A 22,087-nucleotide genomic window follows, 5' to 3' on the forward strand; every position below is an offset into this window, starting at 1 on the left:
TCCTACGCGGGGCCAACAAGGGGGCGCGCAGGGGAGCATCTTCAGGCGTGGTTCAGGCGTCCGGGCGCAGCAGCTCCAGCATCTCCTCGTGGAGCAGCCCGTTGGAGGCCGCCGCGTTCCCGCCGTGCACCCCGTCCACCCCGTCCAGGCTGGTGAAACGGCCGCCCGCCTCCTGGACCACGACCGCGATGGCCGCCATGTCCCACAGGTTCAGCTCCGGCTCGGCGCACAGGTCCAGCGAGCCCTCCGCGACCATCATGTACGGCCAGAAGTCGCCGTAGCCACGCGTACGCCAGCACGCGCGGGCCAGGTTCAGGAACCCGGGGAGCCGACCCTGCTCCTCCCAGCCGCCCAGCGAGGAGTACGCGAACGAGGCGTCGCCCAGCCCGGCCACCTTCGAGACGCCGATCGTGGCGGTCTCGCCGAGCGCGCCGCCCGCGTACGCGCCCCCGCCCTGCGAAGCCCACCAGCGGCGGCCCAGCGCCGGCGCGGACACCACGCCGACCACCGGGCGGAATTCGCCGTCCGCGCCCTCGGCCATCAGGGAGATCAGGGTCGCCCAGACGGGGACCCCGCGCACGTAGTTCTTCGTACCGTCGATCGGGTCGACGACCCAGCGGCGCGGACCGCTGCCCTTCAGGCCGTACTCCTCGCCCAGGATCGCGTCGTCGGGCCGCGCGGCGGCGATGCCCGCCCGGATGATCTCCTCGGCGGCCTTGTCGGCCTCGCTCACCGGGGTCATGTCCGGCTTCGTCTCGACCAACAGGTCGAGGGCACGGAAGCGCTCCATCGTGGCGGCGTCCGCCGCGTCGGCGAGCTCAAGGGCAAGGCGCAGGTCATCGTCATACTCGGGCATGTCCGAACAGTATCGAGACTCCCGGACCCCGACCAGCGAGGTCCACAGTGCGGCGCGAACGCGCCCTTGACAGGATCTGTCGCTCCGTCAACTCTGGCCGGAGAGCCGAGCGGGGAGGCGAAGATGCCGGCAGCCCGGGAGTCCTTGCTGGAGGCGGCGGGAGCAGCGCTCTCGGCGCGCCCCTGGCCCTCCGTGCGGATGGTCGACGTGGCCGCCGCCGCCGGGGTCTCCCGGCAGACCCTCTACAACGAGTTCGGCGGAAAGGCGGGCCTGGGCCGCGCCCTGGTCCGCCGCGAGGCCGACCGGTACCTCGACGGGGTGGACCGGGCCCTGAACGCCCCCGCCCGGGAGGCCGAGCGGCTCGCCGCGGTCGCGGAGTGGACCGTACGGGCGGCCCGCGCGTATCCCCTCGTACGGGCCCTGCTCACCGGCAGCTGGGACGCGGGCCTGCCGACCGCGGGCGGCAGGACGCCCGGGCCCGGCGAGCTGGCCCGGGCCGTGCGCGACCGGGCGGCCGCCGCGCTCGTGCCGGGGGAGGGCGTCCAGCGGTGCGAGCTCGCCGTGCGCCTGGCCCTGTCCTACGTGATCGCCCCGGGGGAGGAGCCGGGGCCGGGCGAGCTGCTCCGGCTGCTCAGTGCGCCGACCCGGACAGTTGGAGTCCGATGACACCCAGGATGACCAGCGAGATCGAGACGAGCTTGAGGGTGGAGACCAGGTCGCCGAGGAAGATCATGCCGTAGATCGCCGTGCCGGCCGCGCCGATGCCCGTCCACACCGCGTAGGCCGGGCCCACGTCCAGCTTCTTGAGCGCCAGCGTCAGCAGGCCGAAGCTGCCGAGCGCGAAGCACGCGAAGGCGACGGTCGGCCACAGCCGGGTGAACCCGTGGGAGAGCTTGAGGCAGACCGCGAAACCGGTCTCCAGGATTCCCGCGACGACGACCAGCAGCCACGCCATGTCGTATGCCTCCCCGCGTCACGTGACATCGCGTCACTTGGTGCGATTATGCATTTACCAGACACGGTTGCCTGCAAACCCCGCCGGACGAGCAGCCGCTGATCAGTTCCGATCAGTTCCCGGTCAGTTGCCGGTCAGTCGCCCTCGCGGCGCTCGCGCGTCTCCAGCAGCCGCCGCAGCGAATACAGCCGCGCCGGGTCCGCGTGGCCGTCCTCCACCCACTTGTCGAGCGCGCAGTCCGGCTCGTCGTGGCTGCACGCGCGCGGGCACTCCTCCGTACCCGGCACCAGGTCCGGGAAGGCCAGGATCACCCGGGACGGGTCCACGTGGTGCAGGCCGAAGGAGCGCACGCCCGGCGTGTCGATGACCCAGCCCTCCATCCCGGGCAGCGGCAGCGCCAGCGCCGAGGTGGTGGTGTGCCGGCCGCGCCCGGTGACCGCGTTGACCACCCCGGTCGCCCGCTTGCGGTCCGGCGCCACCAGGGAGTTGACGAGGGTGGTCTTGCCGACGCCCGAGTGCCCCACGAACGCGGTGATCCGGCCCTCCAGGCGCTCGCGCACCTTGGCGGCCGCGTCGCCCGCGGCGAGCTCCTCGCGGTTGGTGACCACGTAGTTCACGCCGAGCGTCGAGTAGATCTCCAGGATCTTGTCGGCGGAGGTCAGGTCGGACTTGGTGAGCACGAGCAGCGGCTCCAGCCCGGCGTCGTACGCCGCCACCAGACAGCGGTCGATCATCCGGGGCCGCGGCTCCGGGTCGGCCAGGGCCGTGACGATGGCCAACTGGTCGGCGTTGGCGACGACCACCCGCTCGTACGGGTCGTCGTCGTCCGCGGTGCGCCGCAGGACGGACTTGCGCTCCTCGATCCGCACGATCCGGGCGAGGGTGTCCTTCTTGCCGGACAGGTCGCCGACGATCCAGACCCGGTCGCCGACCACCGCCGCCTTGCGGCCCAGTTCCCTGGACTTCATGGCGTGCACCGTGGTGCGGTCCCCGACCAGGCACGTCAGGCGCCCGCGGTCGACGGTGAGGACGAAGCCCTCGGAGGCGTCCTCGTGCTTGGGCCGGATGTTCGTCCGCGGCCGGTTGCCCTTGGGGTTGGGGCGCTGGCGGATGTCGTCCTCGTCGGTGTGCTTGCCGTACCTGCGCATGACGGGCCCCTACGCTCCCGCTCCCGCGAGCATGTCTGTCCACATCTTCGGGAAGTCCGGCAGGGTCTTCGCGGTCGTCGCCACGTTCTCGATCTGTACGCCCTCCACCGCCAGGCCGATCACCGCGCCCGCGGTGGCCATCCGGTGGTCGTCGTACGTGTGGAAGACGCCCCCGTGCATCCGGCGCGGCCGGATGTGCAGACCGTCCGCGGTCTCGGTGACGTCGCCGCCGAGCGCGTTGATCTCCTTGGTGAGGGCGGCCAGCCGGTCCGTCTCGTGCAGCCGCAGGTGCGCGACCCCGCGCAGCACCGACTCGGAGTCGGCCAGGGCCGCCACCGCCGCGATGCCCGGGGTGAGCTCGCCGACCTCGCTCAGGTCCACGTCGATGCCGTGGATCTTGCCGGTGCCGGTGAAGACCAGGCCCGCGTCGGTCAGCTCGCAGGAGCCGCCCATCTCGGTGAAGATCCGGCGCAGCGCGTCACCGGGCTGCGTGGTGCGGCGGGGCCAGTCCGGGATGGTGACCGTGCCGCCGGTGATCAGGGCCGCGGCCATGAAGGGCTGGGCGTTGGAGAGGTCCGGCTCCACGACCATGTCGCGGCCCAGGAGCGCGCCGGGGGTCACCCGCCACACGTCCTTCTCGCCGCCCGCCTCGGGGGTGTCGACCTGGGCGCCCGCCGCGCGCAGCATCTCCACGGTCATCCGGATGTGCGGCATCGAGGGCAGGTTGCCGCCCACGTGCCGGACCTCGACGCCCTGGTTGAAGCGCGGGGCGGAGAGCAGCAGCGCGGAGACGAACTGCGAGGAGTTGCTGGCGTCGATCTCGACCGTGCCGCCCTCCAGGGCCCCGCCGCCCTGGACGGTCATGGGCAGCGCGCCCCGGCCGTCGTCGTCGATCCGGGCGCCGAGGGCGCGCAGGGCGGTGATGACCTGGCCGAGCGGGCGCTCGTAGGAGCGCGGGTCGCCGTCGAAGCGGATGTCCCCGTCGGCGAGGGTGGCGACGGGCGGCAGGAAGCGCATGACCGTGCCGGCGTTGCCGACGTCCACGGTGGTCGGGCCGTGCAGGGCAGCCGGGATGATCCGCCAGGCCTCGCCGCTCTCGCCGTCACCGGCCGAGCTGGACGAGACGGTCTCCTCGATGCCCACGCCCATCGCGCGCAGCGCGTCGGACATCAGCTGGGAGTCGCGCGAGCGCAGCGGGCGGCGCACCCAGCCGGGCTCGGCGGCGAGCGAGGCGAGCACGAGCGCGCGGTTGGTGACCGATTTGGACCCCGGCACCGTGACGGTGGCGTGGACGGTCCCATCGGCGAGCGGAGCGGGCCAGAGGGCAGGGAGCGCGGGGGTCTCGGTCATGGCCCCCACTTTAGTGGCTTCCCCCGGCGCCAGATCTTGATCGCACCCCCGGTCTCAGAGGGCGGTCACAGGTGGAGCAGCCAACGGCCGCCGCCGATCAGCGAGCACAGCGCGACGACGTGGAAGAAGAGCAGCCACACCACCGGGTGCAGGTGGGTGAGCCGGCCCAGCTGGTCGGCGTCGGAGTCCGGCGCTCCACCGTGCCGGCGCTTGGACCCCAGCTCGAACACCGGCCGGACCCCGCCCAGCAGCAGGAACCACACCACGCCGTACGCGAAGACGGCCTGCACCTCCGCCGGGGCCAGCCATGACACCAGCAGGAAGGACCCGCCGGACAGCACCACGGTCAGCACGCCGTAGGCGTTGCGGATCATCACCAGCATCGCCACGAGCAGGGCGGTGGCCGCCCACAGCAGCAGCGTGATCCGGTGCGCGGACAGCAGCGCCGCCCCGCCGAGCCCGAGCAGCGGAGGCGCCGTGTACCCGCCCGCGGCGGTCAGGATCATCCCGAGTCCGGTCGGCTTGCCCCGGCTGAGGGTGACCCCGCTGGTGTCGGAGTGCAGCCGGATGCCCTTGAGCTCCCGCCTGGTCAGCTTCGCCAGCAGCCCGTGCCCGCCCTCGTGAGCGATGGTGATGGCGTTGCGCGACAGCAGCCACAGCGGGCGGGGACCCACGACGGCGAGCGCGACCAGGCCGGTCACGATCACCAGCCACCGGTCGGGCGTGGTCTGTATACCCGTGAGCCGGTCCCACAGGCCGGCCGTCGTGCTGCTGTCCATAAGGTGGCGGACTCCTTGCGGTGGCGGGCTGGTGCCATGGCAGTGTGTCAGCCATGTGCGGAAGGTATGCGTCGAGCCGTAAGCCCGAGGACCTCGTGGAGGCCTTCGGGATCGAGAGGTGGGAGCCCGAGGAGGCGCTGGCCCCCGACTGGAACGTGGCGCCGACGAAAGAGGTCCACGTCGTCCTCGACCGTCCCCTGAAAGACGCCCCGCATCCGCGTCCGGTTCGCCAGCTGCGCGTCCTGAAATGGGGACTGGTCCCCTCCTGGGCGGCCAACCCCGACGGCGCCGCCCGGATGATCAACGCCCGTTCCGAGACGCTCGCCGAGAAGCCGTCCTTCCGCCGCCCCTTCGCGCAGCGCCGCTGCATCATCCCCGCCGACGGCTACTACGAGTGGGTCACCGCCCACGACGAGCGGCAGCTGGAGGTGGAGGGGAAGAAGAAGCGGGCCCGCAAGCAGCCCTACTTCGTGCTCCCCTCCGACGGCTCCGTCTTCGCCATGGCCGGGATATACGAGTTCTGGCGCGACCGGACCCTGCCCGACGGGCACCCGCTCGCCTGGTGGGCCACCTGCTCGGTGATCACCACCGAGGCCGAGACCGGGCCCCTGGGCGTCGCCCCGGCCGAGGGACCGCGCTCGCTGTCCGACATCCACCCGCGGATGCCGCTGATGCTGACCCCGGACCGCTGGGACGCCTGGCTGGATCCCGCGAACACCGACACCGAGGGCCCGCTGCGGGAACTGCTGGCACCGCCGCCGGGCGGACTGATGCGGGCCTACCCGGTGTCCACCGCCGTGAGCAACGTCCGCAACAACGGGCCGGAGCTGCTGGAGGAACTGGCCGCGCCGGAGGAGGGCACCCTGTTCTAGTGCTGTGAGTATGGGGTGCATGACCACGCGTACCGAGAGCGTCGACACCCCGGCGGGCGAGGCCCGCATCACCTGGCACACCGCCCGCGGCGCGAAGCTCGTGCTCGCCGTGAGCCATGGCGCCGGCGGCGGCATCGAGGCCCGGGACCTCCAGGCGCTGGCCGCCGCCCTGCCCGCCCGCGGGATCACCGTCGCGCTGGTCGAACAGCCCTGGCGGGTCGCCGGGAAGAAGGTCGCCGCCGCGCCCAAGGTGCTGGACGAGGGATGGCGCGGGCTGTGGCCGGCGCTCGCGAAGCCCGGGCTGCCGGTGGTCGCGGGCGGCCGCAGCGCCGGGGCCCGGGTGGCCTGCCGGACCGCCGCCGAGCTCGGCGCGGCCGGGGTGCTGGCGCTGGCGTTCCCGCTGCACCCGCCGGGCCGGCCGGAGAAGTCCCGGGCCGAGGAGCTCACGGGGGCCGGGCGGCCCACCCTGGTGGTCCAGGGCGGCCGGGATTCCTTCGGGCGCCCGGAGGAGTTCCCCGCGGGAGGGCACGCGCTGGTGGAGATCCCGTACGGCGATCACGGATTCGCCGTGCCGAAGAAAGCGGACCTCACCCAGGACGAGGCCCTCGGGATGATCACCGATTCGGTCGCGGAATGGCTGCTGGCGCTCCCGGCCGGGAAGTAGCCGCGACCTGAAGGCCGAAACCCCCTCCCGTACGCGGGAATGCGCGGTCCTGCCCTTCTGTTGTCTCGGATGTCGGTATGTACGGGAACTTGTCGGAGGAGAGGGAGCGCATGACCCAGGTCATCAGTCAGAACCGTCGGCAGGCCGCTGACCTGGACTGGACGGTTCTTCCTGCCCCCAAGCGCAGCACGCTTCGGGCGGCGGAAGGACATGATGGTCGACTATTCTCCGATTCGAGCGGAACCGCTTTCGGAGCCGCCACGCAGTCGGAGGAGGTGGGTCCTGTCGCTGGGACCGACGAAGGCCACGCGGAGGAGACGACCCCGGAGCGCAACGCGCGCTTCGAACGGGACGCCCTCGGCTACCTCGACCAGATGTACTCGGCCGCGCTGCGCATGACGCGCAACCCGGCCGACGCCGAGGACCTGGTCCAGGAGACGTACGCGAAGGCATACGCGTCCTTCCACCAGTTCCGCGAGGGCACCAACCTGAAGGCGTGGCTCTACCGCATCCTGACCAACACGTTCATCAACTCCTACCGCAAGAAGCAGCGTGAGCCCCAGCGCAGCGCCGCGGAGGAGATCGAGGACTGGCAGCTGGCGCGCGCCGAGTCGCACATGTCGACCGGTTTGCGTTCCGCCGAGTCGCAGGCGCTCGACCACCTGCCGGATTCGGATGTGAAGGAAGCCCTTCAAGCCATTCCCGAGGAGTTCCGCATCGCGGTCTATCTTGCCGACGTAGAGGGCTTTGCGTACAAGGAGATCGCGGACATCATGGGTACACCCATCGGTACGGTCATGTCGCGACTGCACCGTGGCCGCCGTCAACTCCGCGGAATGCTGGAGGACTATGCCCGTGAGCGCGGGCTGGTTCCCGCAGGCGCGGGAGAGTCGAACGACCGGAAAGGCTCGGGCTCATGAGTTGCGGAGAGCCGCACGAGACGGAGTGCTCTGAGGTCCTGGATCACCTGTACGAGTTCCTCGACCATGAGATGCCCGACAGCGACTGCACGAAGTTCGAGACCCACTTCGGCGAGTGCAATCCCTGTCTGGAGAAGTACGGCCTGGAGCAGGCCGTCAAGAAGCTGGTGAAGCGCTGCTGCGGGTCGGACGACGTGCCGACCGACCTGCGGTCGAAGGTGATGGGCCGGATCGAGCTGATCCGGTCGGGACAGGCGGTCCCCGATCACGACGTCGCCGCCGACAACCCGGCTCCCGGCTGACCGGGTCGGCAACGCATTGAACAACCGCCCCCGGAAGGGCACTTCGTTCACCCGAATGTGCTAATCCGGGGGCGTCCGCATGCCGCAATACGAAAATGTGGCCCACCTCGCCCGGGGCCCCACTTATTCTCCCCATTCGGTGCTGGTTTGATTCGGTACCTGGCGTGCACGGCACAGGGGAGGAGAGCGCCATGCGGGTACTTCCGCCGGGGGCGCGCGGATACATCCTGTGCGCCGTCCTTGCGGCAATGGCGTGCGTCGCCCCGGCCCTCACCGATGCCGGCACGCCCTGGGCGGCCGTGAGCCTGCTCGCCGTGCTCTACCTCGGCTGCGAACTCGTGAGGATCTGCCCGCTGCCGGCCGGCCGGGTGCCCGAGGGGATCGGCTCCTTCTTCCCCGTCGTGCTGGCCGCCGTCTTCCTGCTGCCGCCCGCCGCCGCCGCGCTCGTGGCGCTGCCCGGGGGCCTCGCGGGCACCGTGGTCCAGCGGCCCGCCTGGGTGCGCCGGGTGTGGCACTGCGCGCAGCAGTCCATAGCCGCCTGGGCCGCGGGGCAGACGTACGGGCTGCTGCGCGGCCCGGCAGCCCTCGGCGGCGGGCCCCCGGGAGGGTCCGGGCCGCCGGTTCGGGTGGCCGACTTCCCCTACGTGATGCTGCCCGCGGCGGCCGCGGCCATCGCCTTCTGCCTCGTGCTCACCGCCCTCGACTCGGGCATCCTGGCCACCGCCGAACGCCGGCCGGCCGCCACCGCCTGGCGCGGACTGGTCACCCGCTCCCTCGTCCCGCACTGCGTCCACGGCCTCGCCGGCCTGATGATGGCCGTCATGTGGCGCAGCTCCTACGGGCTCCCGGCCGCCCTGCTCGTGCTGCTGCCGATGTACATCTCCTGCTGGGTCTTCGCCCAGTACCACCGCGAGCGCGCCGCCCACCAGGCCACCATCCGCGCCCTCGTCCAGGCCGTCGACATCAAGGACCGCTACACGCGCGGCCACAGCGAACGGGTCGGCCAGGCCTCCGCGATGATCGCCCGCGAGCTGGGCATGGCCGAGGACCGGATGGAGGTCGTGCGCATCGCCGGGATCCTGCACGACGTCGGCAAACTCGGCGTCCCCACCCGGCTGCTGCGCAAGGACGGGCCGCTCACCCCGGAGGAGCGCCGGATCATCGAGCTGCACCCCGAGTACGGGCACGAGATGGTCCGCGGCATCGGCTTCCTGGGGGAGGCCCGGGCCGCGATCCTGCACCACCACGAGCGGGTCGACGGCTCCGGCTACCCGTACGGGCTGACCGGCGAGCAGATTCCGGTGCTGGCCCGGGTGGTGGCGGTGGCCGACGCCTTCGACGCGATGACCTCGACCCGCTCCTACAGCCGGGCCCGGCCGGTGCCGACGGCTCTCGCCGAGCTGGAGCGGTGTGCGGGGGCCCAGTTCGACCCGGCGATGGTACGGGCCCTGGCGGGCGCCATCGGGCGGCACGGCTGGCACCCCGTGGTCACCTCCGACGAGGACCTCCAGGTGATCAGCCCGTCCGCTCCCGCTGGGGGTGGCGGCGTCGGAGGGCCGGCGCTGTCCGCGCTGCCGGGCCAAGGCCCGCGGCATGCCGCTCCGGCTCCGCCGACCGACGGGACACAGCCGGTTCCCGGCCGGGCCGACGGCCCCGATCCAGCCTCGCCGGCGTTTGAGGCGTGGGGTGTGGGGCGGAGCCCCGGGAAACCCGGCTCGCCCGGGCACCGGGCTCCGCCCGGACAGGCTCGGCCCGTCGCCACCGCCCCGGGCGACGTCGGGGGCGCGGACGCGCCGGGCCGCCGCCGGGCGGGTGACGGGACATGAGGGGGACGGCCGTGTGGGGCGTGCGGGGGGCCGCGGCCGTGCTCACCCTGGCCGGCCTCGGCCACACCCTGTGGAACGGCATCGTCGAGCCCGGCGTGGCCCTCGCCTTCGGGACCCTGATCGCCATCGGTGAGCTCGCCCGCAGGGCAGACGGCGCCGACCGCCAGCCCGCGCCGCTCGGCTCCGCGGGCGCCCTCGCCTACGCCCTGCTCGGCCAGAACGCCGCGCAGTCCACCCACCACGGGGTGCTCCAGATCGTCGCGGTCGTCGTCGCGGCCGCCCTCCTCGGGATCGTCCCGCACGTGGCCCGCGGGCGCGGCCCGGCCGTGGACCACCTGTCCCGGCGGGTCCTCACCGTCGCCTTCGCCGCCGCCTGTTTCCAGCCGCTCTACAACTCCGGCCGCCTGGAGGAGTGGGTGGGCCAGGGCCCGTACCTCGTCCTCTTCCTGCTCTGCCTCCTCGGCCTCACCGCCCTGTGCGACGCCGTGCTCGCCGCTGCCCTGGCCGGCGCCCGCACGGGCTGGCCGTACGGGCCCCTGCTGCGCGACGAGCTGCGCGCCCAGCTCGGCATCGGCTCGGCGATCTGCGCCACCGGAGTCGTGATGGCCCTCGGCGTGGCCGTCGCGGGCCTGTGGGCCCTGCCCGTCTTCAGCGTGCCCCTGCTGCTGACCCAGATGTCCTTCCACCGGATCACCGCGATCCGCACCACCTACCGCCAGACCATCACCTCCCTGGCCCGCGCCACCGAGATCGCCGGTTACACCCGGCCGGGCCACGCCCGCCGGGTCGCCGTGCTGAGCTGCGCCGTCGGCCGGGAGCTGGGCCTGTCGGAGCGGGAGCTCACGGTGCTGGAGTACGCCGCCCTGATGCACGACATCGGGCAGCTCTCCCTCATCGACCCGGTCCCGGACGGGGCCACCGCCGAGCTGCCCGCGGCCGAGGCGCGCCGGATCGCCGGGCTGGGCGGGGAGGTGGCCCGGCAGACCGGGGTGCCCGCCGAGGTCGCCGTGGTGGTGGAGCGGCAGGCGGATCCGTACCGGGAGCAGCCCGCCCTGGCCCGCATCGTGCGTACGGTGAATGCGTACGACGACCTGGCCGGCGGGAGCCGTCACCCGGGTGGCTCACTGGCCGCCCTGGAACAGCTCCGCCTGGGCACCGGGCACGATTACCAGCCGGAGGTCGTGGAGTGCCTGGCAAGGGTTCTGGCCAGGGGTGGACGTGACAGAGTTGTTCCCGTCCCACCTGGGTAACCCATGAGTAATGAGCGGCCGTCCGAGTGGGCATGGTTGGATGCCAGTAAGGGGGACCGTGAGAGTGTCCGCAAGGCTGCACAGGACCGGCAGGCGGGAATCGTGAGGATCTTCGGGAAGGTACGGCATCGGCCCTCCGCCTCGTGGCGGCAGGCCACCGACCGCGCGTTCACGCTGATCGGCGACGGGCGGTACGAGGACGCGGGCGCGCTCCTGACCAGAGCCGCGGACCTGGAGCCCTGGCTGTCCGAGTCCTGGTTCAATCTGGCGCTGCTGCACAAGTTCCGGCACGACTGGGAGCAGGCGCGGGCCGCCGGGCTGCGCGCCGTGGCCCTGCTGGACCGCGAGACCGGCGCCCCGGACTGGTGGAACGTCGGCATCGCCGCCACCGCGCTCCAGGACTGGCCGCTGGCCCGGCGGGCGTGGCAGGCGTACGGGCTGAAGGTGCCGGGCGACCCGCACGGCGCGGGAGGCAAGGGCAGTGGCGAACCGGTCGGCATGGAGCTCGGCAGCGCGGCCGTGCGGCTCTCGCCCGAGGGCGAGGCCGAGGTGGTGTGGGGCCGGCGGCTGGACCCGGCCCGGCTGGAGGTCCTGTCGATCCCGCTGCCCTCCTCGGGGCGGCGCTGGGGCGAGGTCGTGCTCCACGACGGGGTTCCGCACGGCGAGCGGGTGACCGCGGCCGGCCCCTCGTACCCCGTGTTCGACGAGATCGAGCTGTGGGCGCCGTCGCCGGTGCCGACCTGGGTGGTGCTGCTGGAGGCGGCCACCGAGGCGGACCGCGACGCGCTGGAGCAGCTGGCCTCGGACGCCGGCTTCGCCGCCGAGGACTGGTCCTCGTCGGTGCGGCTGCTGTGCCGGACCTGCTCGGAGAGCGAGATGCCGAGCGACGAGGGCGACGGCGAGCACCTGGATCCGCACGACCACAGCGAGCCGGGGCATCCCGGACCGCTGGGGCACCGCACGGCCGGCTCCGGATCCCTGTGGGTGCCCGAGCGCGAATGCGGTATCGCGGCCCCCGCCGGACTGGTGCGGGGACTGCTCGACGGCTGGGTCGCGGACAGCCCGGACACCCGCGAGTGGCGGGATCTCGAAGAAGTCTGCTGAGCCTTGGCCGTAGGCTGTACGGGCACATCGGTGGCCATCGGCGACCATCGGTGACCGGTACTTACGGAAGGCGTACGGCGGACATGTCGCAGCAGGAGAACGAGGTTGTCGAGATCGTGAACGACGGGTACGTCGTGGACACGGAGGACTGCGCCGAGCGCGAGCTCGCCCACCGTGAGCGCGGCACCGCCCGCCCGATCACCGTCGTCGGCAACCCGGTCCTGCACCGGGAGTGCAAGGACGTCACCGAGTTCGGCGACGAACTGGCGCAGCTGATCGACGACATGTTCGCCAGCCAGAAGGCCGCGGAGGGCGTGGGCCTGGCCGCGAACCAGATCGGCGTGGACGCCAAGGTCTTCGTCTACGACTGCCCGGACGACGACGGCAAGCGCCACACGGGTGTCGTGGTCAACCCCAAGCTCGTCGAGCTGCCGGCGGGTGCGCGCGTGCTGGACGACTCCAACGAGGGCTGCCTGTCGGTCCCGACGGCCTACGCCTCGCTGGCCCGCCCGGACTACGCCGAGGTCGAGGGCCAGGACGCGCAGGGCAACCCGATCAAGGTGCGAGGCACCGGCTACTTCGCCCGCTGCCTCCAGCACGAGACCGACCACCTGTACGGCTACCTGTACATCGACCGGCTCTCGAAGCGGGACCGCAAGGACGCCCTGCGCCAGATGGAAGAGGGCACCCCGCGCTACGAGACCGTCCCCAACGCGTAGTTGCGCGGAGTAATGCGCAGTGACGCGTAACCCGGAAACGCGTGGTCCTACGCCGCCTGCGGGCCCCGGAAGGCGCGCCTGAAGGAATTCGGCGTGGTGCCCAGGGTCCGCAGGAAGTGGTGGCGCAGGGCGGCCGCGTTGCCGAAGCCGCAGCGGCCGGCGATCGCGTCCACCGTGTCGTCGGTGGACTCCAGCAGCTCCTGGGCGAGCAGCACCCGCTGGCGCAGCACCCACTGGTACGGGGTGGTGCCGGTCTCCTGGAGGAAGCGGCGGGCGAAGGTCCGCGGGGACATGTGCGCGCGCTCCGCCAGGTGCTCGACGGTGATCTCGTCCTCCAGGTGGCGGGCCATCCAGGCGATCACCTCGCCCACCGTGTCGCAGGCCGTGCGCGGCAGCGGCCGCTGGATGTACTGGGCCTGCCCGCCGTCCCGGTGGGGCGGTACGACCATCCGCCGCGCGATGGTGTTGGCCACCTCGGCGCCGTGCTCCTGGCGCACCACGTGCAGGCAGGCGTCGATGCCCGAGGCGGTGCCGGCCGAGGTGATCACCGGGCCCTCGTCGACGTAGAGCACGTCCGGGTCGACCAGCGCCCGCGGGAAGCGCCGGGCCAGGGCCGGGGCGTGCATCCAGTGCGTGGTGCAGTGCCGGCCGTCCAGCAGCCCCGCCGCGCCGAGCACGAAGGCGCCGCTGCAGACACTGAGCACGCGCGCCCCCCGGTCCACGGCCCGCCGCAGGGCGTCGAGGAAGGGCTCCGGGTACACCCGTACGGGCGCCTGCCGGTCGGCGGGCAGGCAGATCAGGTCCGCCTCCTCCAGCCGCTCCAGGCCGTGCGCGGGAGCGACGGCGAAACCGACGTCGGCCATGGTCAGGGGCCCTTCCTCGGCCGCGCACACGGCGAAGTCGTACACCGGCAGGCCCTGCTCGCTGCGGTCGATCCCGAAGACCTCGCAGAAGATTCCGAACTCGAAGGGCGCCACTCCGTCGACGAGCGCCACCGCCACATTGGTCAGCATGCCTCCAGTGTGGCAGTAATTCGCTGCTTCATGACAGTCCTGCCACTGTTTGATGTTGGTCGCCCCGGCGAGAGTGGACTCATGAACAGCTTCCTGAACTACCTCACCGTCCTCGCCGTCGCCGCACTCCTGCTCGGCCCGGCGCTCTACGGCATCGTCCGCGACCGCCGGATCGACCGGCAGCTGCGCGCCGCCCAGCAGCGCGAGCAGCTCATCCGGTACGGCCATCCGCATCCGCATCCGCATCCGCGTCGGCAGCTCCGCCCGGGTCCGGCCCGCATCGCCCTGCGCCACGCGTCCGGCAAGTGAAAGACGAAGGCCCGGCAGGTGATCTCTCACCCGCCGGGCCCGCGATCAGCAGACGCTCCGCGCCGTGGCCCGGACTAGAAGTCCTCGTCCAGGTCGACCGTGCCCTCGACCGCGACCTGGTAGGCCGACGGACGGCGCTCGAAGAAGTTCGTCAGCTCCTGGACGCCCTGCAGCTCCATGAAGGAGAACGGGTTCTGCGAGCCGTACACCGGCGGGAAGCCGAGACGGACCAGGCGCTGGTCCGCGACGCACTCCAGGTACTCGCGCATCGACTCGGTGTTCATGCCCGGCAGGCCGTCACCGCACAGGTCGCGGCCGAACTGCAGCTCGGCCTCCACGGCCTCCTTCAGCATGTCGGTGACCTGCTGCTGGAGGGCGTCGTCGAAGAGCTCCGGCTCCTCCTTGCGGACCGTGTCCACGACCTCGAAGGCGAAGTTCATGTGCATGGTCTCGTCGCGGAACACCCAGTTGGTGCCCGTCGCCAGGCCGTGCAGCAGGCCGCGCGAGCGGAACCAGTACACGTACGCGAAGGCGCCGTAGAAGAACAGGCCCTCGATGCACGCCGCGAAGCAGATCAGGTTCAGCAGGAAGCGGCGGCGGTCGGCCTGCGTCTCCAGCCGGTCGATCTTCTCGACGGAGTCCATCCAGCGGAAGCAGAACTGCGCCTTCTCGCGGATGGAGGGGATCTCCTCGACCGCGTCGAAAGCGGCCGCGCGGTCGTCCGGGTCGGGCAGGTAGGTGTCGAGCAGCGTCAGATAGAACTGGACGTGCACGGCCTCCTCGAACAGCTGGCGCGACAGGTACAGGCGCGCCTCCGGGGAGTTGATGTGCTTGTAGAGCGTCAGCACCAGGTTGTTCGAGACGATCGAGTCGCCCGTCGCGAAGAACGCGACCAGACGGCCGATCATGTGCTGCTCGGCCGGCGTCAGCTTCGCGAGGTCGGCGACGTCCGAGTGGAGGTCGACCTCTTCCACCGTCCACGTGTTCTTGATCGCGTCCCGGTAGCGCTCGTAGAAGTCCGGGTAGCGCATGGGGCGGAGCGTGAGCTCGAAGCCCGGGTCCAGGAGGTTCTTCTTCTCGTTGGAGCTCATTACTGGCAGGCCTCGCAAGACTCGGGGTTCTCAAGGGAGCAGGCCAGCGCGTCGGCGTCGACGGCCTGCGGGAGCGGCGTGGCGGCCGCCGGGACGGCCGAGCCGGACGCGGCGCGGGCGATCTTCGTCGCGGGGCGCGAGCGCAGGTAGTACGTGGTCTTCAGGCCCTGCTTCCAGGCGTACGCGTACATCGAGCTGAGCTTGCCGATGGTGGGCGTCTCCAGGAACAGGTTCAGCGACTGCGACTGGTCGAGGAACGGCGTACGGGCCGCCGCCATGTCGATCAGACCGCGCTGCGGGATCTCCCACGCCGTGCGGTACAGCTCGCGCACCTCGGCCGGGATCCAGCCGAAGCCCTGGACCGAGCCGCTGGAGTCTCGCAGCGCCTCACGGGTCTGGGCGTCCCACACGCCGAGCCGCTTCAGCTCCTCCACCAGGTAGCCGTTGACCTGGAGGAACTCGCCGCTGAGCGTCTCGCGCTTGAAGAGGTTGGAGACCTGCGGCTCGATGCACTCGTACACACCGGCGATCGAGGCGATCGTGGCCGTCGGGGCGATGGCGAGGAGCAGGGAGTTGCGCATGCCGCTCTCGGCGACGCGGGCGCGCAGCGCGTCCCAGCGCTCCGGCCAGTTCAGCTCCACGTCGTAGTGGTCCGGGTGCAGGACGCCGCGCGCGGTGCGGGTCTGCTCCCAGGCCGGCAGCGGGCCGCTGCGCTCGGCGAGGTCGCAGGAGGCCTCGTACGCGGCCAGCATGATGCGCTCGGAGAGCTTGGTGGACAGGGCCTTCGCCTCGGGGGAGTCGAAGGGCAGCTTCAGCTTGAAGAAGACGTCCTGGAGGCCCATGGCGCCCAGGCCGACCGGGCGCCAGCGGGCGTTGGAGCGGCCCGCCTGCTCGGTCGGGTAGAAGTTGATGTCCACCACGCGGTCGAGGAAGGTGACGGCGGTGCGGACGGTCTCGTCGATCCGCTCCCAGTCGATCTCGCCGTCCACGACGAACGCGCCCAGGTTGACCGAGCCGAGGTTGCAGACGGCCGTCTCGCCGTCGTTGGTGACCTCGATGATCTCGGTGCACAGGTTCGAGGAGTGCACGACCGTGCCCGGCTCGGCGGTCTGGTTCGCCGTGCGGTTGGAGGCGTCCTTGAAGGTCATCCAGCCCTGGCCGGTCTGCGCGAGGGTGCGCATCATCCGGCCGTACAGGTCACGGGCGGGCATGGTCTTGCGGGCCAGGCCGTCCGCCTCGGCCTTGCGGTAGGCGGCGTCGAACGCGTCGCCCCACAGGTCGACCAGCTCGGGCACGTCGGCCGGGGAGAACAGCGACCAGTCGGCGTCGGCGTTCACGCGGCGCATGAACTCGTCCGGGACCCAGTGGGCGAGGTTCAGGTTGTGCGTACGGCGCTGGTCCTCACCGGTGTTGTCGCGGAGCTCCAGGAACTCCTCGATGTCCGCGTGCCAGGTCTCCAGGTAGACGGCGGCGGCGCCCTTGCGGCGGCCGCCCTGGTTCACGGCGGCGACGGAGGCGTCGAGGGTCTTCAGGAACGGCACGATGCCGTTGGAGTGGCCGTTGGTGCCGCGGATCAGCGAACCGCGGGCGCGGATGCGGGAGTACGAGAGGCCGATGCCGCCGGCGTGCTTCGACAGGCGCGCGACCTGGTGGTAGCGGTCGTAGATCGAGTCCAGCTCGTCCAGCGGGGAGTCCAGCAGGTAGCAGGAGGACATCTGCGGGTGCCGGGTGCCGGAGTTGAAGAGCGTGGGGGAGGACGGCAGGTAGTCGAGGCGGCTCATCAGCCGGTACAGCGAGGCCACTTCCTCGACGGCAGGGACCGACTCGTCCGCGGCGAGGCCACAGGCCACGCGCAGCATGAAGAACTGCGGGGTCTCGATGACCTGGCGGGTGATCGGGTGGCGCAGCAGGTAGCGGCTGTGCAGGGTGCGCAGACCGAAGAAGCCGAAACGGTCGTCGGCGCCCTCGGCGAGGGTGTGCTCGACCAGCGCGTCCAGGCGGGCCGCGTGGGTCGTCACGAACTGCGCGGTGCGGTCGGCGATGAGCCCCTCGCGGTGGCCGACCGCGACGGAGGCGGAGAAGGAGGTGGAGCCCTGGCCGGCGGCCTCGTCGCGGACGGCCAGCGTCAGCAGCCGGGCGGCGAGCTTGGAGTACGCCGGGTCCTCGGAGATCAGGCCGGCGGCGGCCTCGGTGGCCAGGCCGCGCAGTTCGGCGTCGTCCGCGGCGGCGCTGCGGCCGCGCAGTGCGGCGGCGGCGACCCGGCCGGGGTCGGTGTCGGGGAGGTCCGCCGTCAGTTCGGTGAGGGTACGCAGCAGCGTGGCCCCCGGGCCCTCGGTGTTGTCGCCAGAAGTGGACTCGGCGCGCGGTGCGGAAGGCGCGATGGTCACGGCGGGAGCTCTCCCTCGCTCGGCCCGGTCATCGGCGGAGCGGGGCGCGAGCGGGCGCATGCGGGCGCGCGGGAACGCGACGTGCCGCATGGCGTCCACCGGCCCAACCGCGAGGCCCGGACGTGTCGGCACCCGGTTCGGTCGACCCGGGCGCGCTGTCGGCAGGTCCTCGGACTTGGTGTCCGGTAGGCGGACACTTCATACCGTTGCGGGACAGTTCCGGATTCACACCGGATTCCCCTGCGGCGACAGCAGCCATGAGCATACATGTGGGGGGCTGCCGTTGCGCGACCCCCCACATGTTGTGTCGGACTGCTACTGCTGTGGTACGCGCAGCTCCAACGCGTAGGCCAGCAGCGGCACTGAGGGGACGGGGGACCAGTCCCGCTCGGGGATCCGGACGAAGCCCAGCCGCTCGTAGATCCGGTGCGCGGCGGGACTCTGCGCCTGGGTGGAGAGCACCAGACGACTCACTCCTTCGATGGCCCGGGCCCGCTCGATGCAGGCCCGCACGAGGGCTTCGCCCGCGCCCCGGCCACGCCCGGCGCGGGCAACGGTCAGCATCCGGAATTCGGCCTCGTCCGGCCCGGCGATGTCGGCCATGCGGCTGCCGGGCGGCGCGAAGGTCACCCCGCCGAGCAGGGCGCCGCCCAGCGTGGCCACCAGTACCTCGGCGTCGGCCGCCCGGCCGGCGACATCGCGCAGCGCCCGCTCGTAGGAGTCGTCCGTGTTGTCGTCCAGGAGTCCGTCGTCGAGGTACGCCTGCGCGGTGATGTCGCCCAGTTCCTCGTAGTCGTCCGGGGTGGCTGTCCTGATCACGATGTCCATGCCGTCGAGTCTGCAACAGCTGACGCGAAGGGCCGCCGCATTTCCCGGGGGAGACGCGGCGGCCCTTGCGGCAGCGGTGTGGCTCAGCAGCAGCCGAAGCCCTCGCGGGGGTCGGCCTCGCGCGCGTCCGTGCGGGCGCGTTCGAACGCGCGCCGGGTCATGACCGGCGCGTCCGGGTCGTGGGAGCGGGCGTGGGCCGCGTAGCGGTCGTACGCCGCCTCCCCGGAGAACTCCCGTACGTAGAACCGGGCCCTGGCCAGCACGTCCCGTACGGTGCTCACGCCACGGGCTCCTTGAGCCGTCCGCCGCCCGAGTCGAGGCCCGCCGCGGCGAGCTCCGCCTTCTCCTCGGCGGTCGCGATCAGCCCGGCCGGGGCGATGATCTTCGACTCCGTCCACGGGACCTCGGCGAGGGTGACCGACTCGGGCTTGCGGACGGCCTTCAGGCAGGTGCGGGCGGCGTCCAGCAGCACGATGATGATCAGCAGGGCGAAGACCACGGACAGGACCCCGTCCACCGTGGCGTTGGTGACCACGGTGTGCATCTCGTCCATGTTCTTCGCGGGCTTGAGCACCTTTCCGGCGTCGATTCCGTCCTGGTAGGTGCTGCGCTGGGCGAAGAAGCCGATCTTCGGGTTGTCGGAGAAGATCTTCTGGTAGCTGGCGGTGAGCGTCACGGCCACGTCCCACGCCAGCGGAACGGCCGTCACCCACGCCCACTTGAGCCGGCCGGACTTCACCAGCAGGGTGGTGCAGACGGCCAGGGCGACGGCTGCGAGCAGCTGGTTCGCGATGCCGAAGAGCGGGAACAGCTGGTTGATGCCACCCAGCGGGTCCTTGATGCCGACCCACAGGAAGTAGCCCCAGGCGCCCACGACGAGCGCGCTCGCCAGCCAGACGCCCGGCTTCCAGCTGACGTCCTTGAACGGCTTGTGCAGGTTGCCGAGGGTGTCCTGGAGCATGAACCGGCCGACCCGGGTGCCCGCGTCGAGCGTGGTGAGGATGAACAGTGCCTCGAACATGATGGCGAAGTGGTACCAGAAGGCCTTCATGCCGGCCCCGCCGATCACCGACGAGAAGATCTCCGACATTCCGAGTGCGAAGGTCGGCGCACCGCCCGTACGGGACAGCAGGCTGGCCTCCTCCACGTCCTTCGCGGCCTGCGTCAGCGCCTCGGGGGAGATGGCGAAGCCGAAGTTCGTCACCGCCTGCGAGGCCGACTCGACGGTGGCGCCGACGACGCCGCCGGGGGAGTTGACCGCGAAGAACAGGCCCGGCTCGATGATGCAGGCCGCGATGATCGCCATGACGGCGACGAAGGACTCGGTCAGCATCGCGCCGTAGCCGATGACCCGGACCTGGGTCTCCTTCTGGATCATCTTCGGGGTGGTGCCGGAGGCGACCAGCGAGTGGAAGCCGGACAGGGCTCCGCAGGCGATGGTGATGAAGACGAAGGGGAACATCGAGCCGGCGAAGACCGGGCCGTCGCCCCGCGAGGCGAAGTCCGTGACCGCGGGCATCTTCAGCGTCGGCATCGCGATGACCACGCCCAGGGCGAGCAGCGCGATGGTGCCGATCTTCATGAAGGTGGAGAGGTAGTCGCGGGGCGCGAGCAGCATCCACACCGGCAGCACCGACGCGACGAAGCCGTACGCGACCATCCAGATGACCAGCGTCTCCTTCTCCAGGGTGAAGGTGTCGGCGAAGGAGGACTCCGCGACCCAGCCGCCCGCGATGATGGCGATCAGCAGCAGCACGACGCCGATGGAGGAGACCTCGGTGACCCGGCCCGGCCGCAGCACGCGCAGGTAGAAGCCCATGAAGAGGGCGATCGGGATGGTCATGCCGATGGAGAAGACACCCCAGGGGGAGTGCGCCAGGGCGTTGACGATGACCAGTGCCAGCACCGCCAGCAGAATGATCATGATGGCGAACACGGCGACCAGGGCGGCGGCTCCGCCGACGGGGCCGATCTCGTCGCGGGCCATCTGGCCGAGCGAGCGGCCGTTGCGCCGGGTGGAGAAGAACAGCGTGACCATGTCCTGCACGGCGCCCGCGAAGATCACGCCCGCGACGATCCAGATGGTGCCCGGCAGGTAGCCCATCTGCGAGGCGAGCACGGGGCCGACGAGCGGGCCGGCGCCGGCGACGGCGGCGAAGTGGTGGCCGAAGAGCACCCGCCGGTCGGTCGGGTGGAAGTCGACACCGTTGTCGAGGCGTTCGGCGGGAGTGGCCCGCGTCTTGTCCACCTTCAGTACGCGGTGCGCGATGAAGCGCGCGTAGAAGCGGTAGGCGATCGCGTACGAGCCCAGGGCGGCGGCGAGCAGCCAGGCGGCGGAGACCTCCTCGCCGCGCGAGAGCGCCAGTACGCCCCAGCCCAAGGCGCCGATGAGTCCGACGAGCACCCACGCGGCGACGGACTTCGGGGAAGGCGAGCCCGTCGTGGTGCCCGGACTCGCCGCGTCCCGTTCTGTCCCTGTTGCTTCCGGTTCAGGCATGACCCTCGTCCCCTCGTCGATCATCTGCGTAAGCGCAGGGAATCTACGGGGAATTGCCCGGTGAACGTAAGGCCCCGTCCGTATTCCGGTCTGTGAAGATTCCGGTGGGGCGGGGCCGTGCGTGCGTCGTGGCCGGGTGTCGGGCGGCCGGGTGTCGGGCGGCCGGGTGTCGGGCGGGCCCGGTGTCGGACGGCCCGGCGTCAGACGGCGGGGCGCTTGAGCCTGGCGACGAACTTGTACCGGTCGCCGCGGTACACCGACCGCACCCACTCCACCGGTTCCCCGTCGGCGTCCAGGGAGTGCCGGGAGAGCATCAGCATCGGCAGTCCGACGTCGGTGCCGAGCAGGCCGGCCTCGCGCGGGGTGGCCAGTGAGGTCTCGATCGTCTCCTCGGCCTCGGCCAGGTGGACGTCGTACACCTCGGCGAGGGCCGTGTAGAGGGAGGTGTACTTGGCGAGCGAACGGCGCAGCGCCGGGAAGCGCTTGGCCGAGAGGTGGGTGGTCTCGATGGCCATCGGCTCGCCGCTGGCCAGCCGCAGCCGCTCGATGCGCAGCACCCGGCCACCGGTGGTGATCTTGAGCAGTCCGGCGAGGGTGTCGTCGGCCGTCACGTAGCCGATGTCGAGGAGCTGGGAGGTCGGTTCCAGCCCCTGGGCCCGCATGTCCTCCGTGTACGAGGTGAGTTGGAGCGCCTGGGAGACCTTGGGCTTGGCGACGAAGGTGCCTTTGCCCTGGATTCGCTCCAGTCGTCCCTCTACGACCAGTTCCTGGAGGGCCTGGCGGACGGTGGTCCGCGAGGTGTCGAATTCGGCCGCGAGCGTGCGCTCCGGCGGCACCGGGGTGCCGGGCGGCAGTGTCTCGGTCATGTCGAGCAAGTGCCGCTTGAGTCGGTAGTACTTGGGTACACGCGCCGTGCGGGTGGCCGCCCCGCCTTCCGGCTCCGTGATCGCCCCTTCGGTGGCCATCGCCGCCCGCCTTCCCGACTCCAGTTTCGCTGCCGTCACCGGCTCCTCCGATATGTGCGGTCACATCGTGACACGTGTGGGGGGACAGGCCTTCTCTCTCCCCAGGTGTCGGTCCGATAACGGACCGAGCACCCGCTCATTAGACCCTTGACACCCCTAAAGGTCTAGGCCAAGCTCCAGCTACTGGTCTACACCAATATGGATCAGATCCCGGCCCCACGTGCAGGACTTCGCGTATGTCACCGCGGCGGC

Annotated in this window: 22 protein-coding genes and 1 riboswitch; of the genes, 10 read left to right on the forward strand and 12 right to left on the reverse strand. The window is 71.5% G+C overall.

What is annotated here, in order from left to right; genetic code table 11:
• Positions 1-52 precede the first annotated feature (52 nt).
• Positions 53-856 carry a histidinol-phosphatase gene (gene hisN / locus ACZ45T_RS03005; RefSeq protein ID WP_468436798.1) on the reverse strand — a complete coding sequence of 268 codons (804 nt, stop codon included), beginning with the start codon at positions 854-856 and terminating at the stop codon, positions 53-55.
• Between the two features lie 123 nt (positions 857-979).
• On the opposite strand from hisN, the gene ACZ45T_RS03010 reads away from it, so the two are divergent.
• On the forward strand, positions 980-1,522 hold the full coding sequence (locus ACZ45T_RS03010) for a TetR/AcrR family transcriptional regulator (RefSeq protein ID WP_468436800.1): 543 nt from the start codon (positions 980-982) through the stop codon (positions 1,520-1,522).
• On the opposite strand, the gene ACZ45T_RS03015 is transcribed toward ACZ45T_RS03010, so the two are convergent.
• The 4 genes from ACZ45T_RS03015 to ACZ45T_RS03030 all read right to left on the reverse strand — a co-directional run bounded on the left by ACZ45T_RS03015 (position 1,488) and on the right by ACZ45T_RS03030 (position 5,088).
• Positions 1,488-1,811 carry a DMT family transporter gene (locus ACZ45T_RS03015; RefSeq protein WP_328300718.1) on the reverse strand — a complete coding sequence of 108 codons (324 nt, stop codon included), beginning with the start codon at positions 1,809-1,811 and terminating at the stop codon, positions 1,488-1,490. The two genes, ACZ45T_RS03010 and ACZ45T_RS03015, sit on opposite strands and share 35 nt — an antisense overlap.
• Positions 1,812-1,945: 134 nt before the next feature.
• The gene (rsgA, locus tag ACZ45T_RS03020) at positions 1,946-2,959 is read right to left on the reverse strand and encodes a ribosome small subunit-dependent GTPase A (protein ID WP_468436803.1); all 1,014 of its coding nucleotides are present in this window, start codon (positions 2,957-2,959) and stop codon (positions 1,946-1,948) included.
• A gap of 9 nt (positions 2,960-2,968) precedes the next feature.
• Entirely contained in the window at positions 2,969-4,309 is a 1,341-nt protein-coding gene (aroA, locus tag ACZ45T_RS03025; RefSeq protein ID WP_468436805.1) for a 3-phosphoshikimate 1-carboxyvinyltransferase, read from the reverse strand.
• A gap of 65 nt (positions 4,310-4,374) precedes the next feature.
• Entirely contained in the window at positions 4,375-5,088 is a 714-nt protein-coding gene (locus tag ACZ45T_RS03030; protein ID WP_468436807.1) for a M50 family metallopeptidase, read from the reverse strand.
• Positions 5,089-5,141: 53 nt separating this feature from the next.
• Between ACZ45T_RS03030 and ACZ45T_RS03035 the strand changes: the two genes are divergently transcribed.
• The 8 genes from ACZ45T_RS03035 (at position 5,142) to def (ending at position 12,745) form a co-directional block, all read left to right on the forward strand.
• Entirely contained in the window at positions 5,142-5,960 is an 819-nt protein-coding gene (locus tag ACZ45T_RS03035; protein ID WP_468436809.1) for an SOS response-associated peptidase, read from the forward strand.
• A 19-nt stretch (positions 5,961-5,979) separates the two neighbouring features.
• Positions 5,980-6,624: an alpha/beta hydrolase family protein gene (locus ACZ45T_RS03040; RefSeq protein ID WP_468436811.1), complete on the forward strand. Its 645-nt coding sequence runs from the start codon at positions 5,980-5,982 to the stop codon at positions 6,622-6,624.
• 275 nt (positions 6,625-6,899) lie between these two features.
• Positions 6,900-7,544, forward strand: a complete 645-nt coding sequence (locus tag ACZ45T_RS03045; RefSeq protein WP_030709911.1) for a sigma-70 family RNA polymerase sigma factor — start codon at positions 6,900-6,902, stop codon at positions 7,542-7,544.
• Complete coding sequence (gene rsrA, locus ACZ45T_RS03050; RefSeq protein WP_361946735.1) at positions 7,541-7,846, forward strand: mycothiol system anti-sigma-R factor; 306 nt, start codon at positions 7,541-7,543, stop codon at positions 7,844-7,846. Before ACZ45T_RS03045 ends, rsrA begins: the two co-directional genes overlap by 4 nt.
• A 191-nt stretch (positions 7,847-8,037) precedes the next feature.
• Positions 8,038-9,672, forward strand: coding sequence for an HD-GYP domain-containing protein (locus ACZ45T_RS03055; protein ID WP_468436814.1), 1,635 nt, complete (start codon positions 8,038-8,040; stop codon positions 9,670-9,672).
• A complete protein-coding gene (locus ACZ45T_RS03060) occupies positions 9,669-10,922 on the forward strand; it encodes an HD-GYP domain-containing protein (protein ID WP_468436816.1) in 1,254 nt (417 codons plus the stop codon). The genes ACZ45T_RS03055 and ACZ45T_RS03060 overlap by 4 nt, the downstream gene beginning before the upstream one ends.
• Positions 10,923-11,024: 102 nt before the next feature.
• Entirely contained in the window at positions 11,025-12,026 is a 1,002-nt protein-coding gene (locus ACZ45T_RS03065) for a tetratricopeptide repeat protein (protein ID WP_468436818.1), read from the forward strand.
• Positions 12,027-12,109: 83 nt separating this feature from the next.
• Positions 12,110-12,745 (forward strand): peptide deformylase, encoded by a 636-nt coding sequence (def, locus tag ACZ45T_RS03070; protein WP_468436820.1) that lies wholly within the window; start codon positions 12,110-12,112, stop codon positions 12,743-12,745.
• A gap of 47 nt (positions 12,746-12,792) precedes the next feature.
• Here the strand turns inward: def and ACZ45T_RS03075 are convergent, their stop codons facing one another.
• Complete coding sequence (locus ACZ45T_RS03075; protein ID WP_468436822.1) at positions 12,793-13,758, reverse strand: helix-turn-helix domain-containing protein; 966 nt, start codon at positions 13,756-13,758, stop codon at positions 12,793-12,795.
• A gap of 81 nt (positions 13,759-13,839) precedes the next feature.
• Here ACZ45T_RS03075 and ACZ45T_RS03080 point away from each other — a divergent pair, with 81 nt between their 5' ends.
• Positions 13,840-14,067 (forward strand): hypothetical protein, encoded by a 228-nt coding sequence (locus tag ACZ45T_RS03080; protein WP_468436824.1) that lies wholly within the window; start codon positions 13,840-13,842, stop codon positions 14,065-14,067.
• A gap of 74 nt (positions 14,068-14,141) precedes the next feature.
• Here the strand turns inward: ACZ45T_RS03080 and ACZ45T_RS03085 are convergent, their stop codons facing one another.
• From ACZ45T_RS03085 to ACZ45T_RS03110, 6 genes are all read right to left on the reverse strand, one after another.
• Positions 14,142-15,158 carry a ribonucleotide-diphosphate reductase subunit beta gene (locus ACZ45T_RS03085; RefSeq protein WP_468436826.1) on the reverse strand — a complete coding sequence of 339 codons (1,017 nt, stop codon included), beginning with the start codon at positions 15,156-15,158 and terminating at the stop codon, positions 14,142-14,144.
• Positions 15,158-17,545 (reverse strand): ribonucleoside-diphosphate reductase subunit alpha, encoded by a 2,388-nt coding sequence (locus tag ACZ45T_RS03090; RefSeq protein ID WP_468436828.1) that lies wholly within the window; start codon positions 17,543-17,545, stop codon positions 15,158-15,160. The genes ACZ45T_RS03085 and ACZ45T_RS03090 overlap by 1 nt, the downstream gene beginning before the upstream one ends.
• Before the next feature lie 143 nt (positions 17,546-17,688).
• Positions 17,689-17,820: riboswitch (cobalamin riboswitch) on the reverse strand.
• A 40-nt stretch (positions 17,821-17,860) separates the two neighbouring features.
• Positions 17,861-18,373: a GNAT family N-acetyltransferase gene (locus ACZ45T_RS03095; RefSeq protein WP_468436830.1), complete on the reverse strand. Its 513-nt coding sequence runs from the start codon at positions 18,371-18,373 to the stop codon at positions 17,861-17,863.
• Positions 18,374-18,456: 83 nt separating this feature from the next.
• Positions 18,457-18,654 (reverse strand): CstA-like transporter-associated (seleno)protein, encoded by a 198-nt coding sequence (locus tag ACZ45T_RS03100; RefSeq protein ID WP_468436832.1) that lies wholly within the window; start codon positions 18,652-18,654, stop codon positions 18,457-18,459.
• Complete coding sequence (locus tag ACZ45T_RS03105; RefSeq protein WP_468436834.1) at positions 18,651-20,870, reverse strand: carbon starvation CstA family protein; 2,220 nt, start codon at positions 20,868-20,870, stop codon at positions 18,651-18,653. Before ACZ45T_RS03105 ends, ACZ45T_RS03100 begins: the two co-directional genes overlap by 4 nt.
• Positions 20,871-21,070: 200 nt before the next feature.
• Positions 21,071-21,835 (reverse strand): GntR family transcriptional regulator, encoded by a 765-nt coding sequence (locus ACZ45T_RS03110; protein ID WP_215015257.1) that lies wholly within the window; start codon positions 21,833-21,835, stop codon positions 21,071-21,073.
• Between the last annotated feature and the right edge of the window lie 252 nt (positions 21,836-22,087).

The organism is Streptomyces sp. NPDC030995 (genome assembly GCF_055571215.1).